1 protein-coding gene is annotated in these 623 nt (G+C 76.2%); it reads left to right on the top strand.

The genetic code is table 11. The features are described 5' to 3' along the window. A partial coding sequence (locus AB0G02_RS42075; protein ID WP_360806744.1) for a hypothetical protein occupies positions 1-623 on the top strand: 623 nt, incomplete at both ends.

Raw genomic sequence — 623 nt, 5'->3', positions numbered from 1 at the left:
CACGGCGGGTGCGTTGCGGCGCGAGATCCCGGTGCCGCCGGGCGGTGGTCCGGGTGCGTTCGAACGCGCCCTGGGTCACCCGGTCGAGGTGGTGACGAAGCTGGAGGCGCTGCGCGACCGGTTCGAGCACGAGACCTCCGCCGACGCCCGGCGCGACCTGCTCGACCGGACGCGGTCGCTGCTCACCGACGCGGGCGTCGACGTGAGCCGGGCGGTCGGGCGGATGTACGCGGGGCGGCTGCCCTTCTACGAGGACTGCCAGCGCAACACGGCGTTCCGGGTCGGGGGACGGGTGGCGCGCGTGCTGCACGAGGACCTGCCGCCGTTGCTGCGGCTGCACCGGCTGGTCGCGGAGTGCGCGGCGAGCGGCCTGCACGAGCACTACGCCTCGGCGGTGACCGAGGACTTCCCGACCTACCTGCGCGCCGTCCGCGCGCCCGCGGTGATCGAGCCGGTCCGGGAGCGCGTCGCCGCCCGGCTGCGGGCCGTGCTGACCGAGGCCTGGGGTCGCCTCGGCACCGCGGAGGAGATCACCGTCGGAGACGACGACCTCGCCGCCGTGCCCGACGCCCTGCGCGCCGCCTTCCCCGACCACCACCGGCACTCGGACGTGCTCGGGGTCG

It is taken from the genome of Actinosynnema sp. NPDC023658 (genome assembly GCF_040639995.1).
GTDB lineage: Bacteria > Actinomycetota > Actinomycetes > Mycobacteriales > Pseudonocardiaceae > Actinosynnema.
This window is presented reverse-complemented; position numbering and strand designations above follow the sequence as displayed.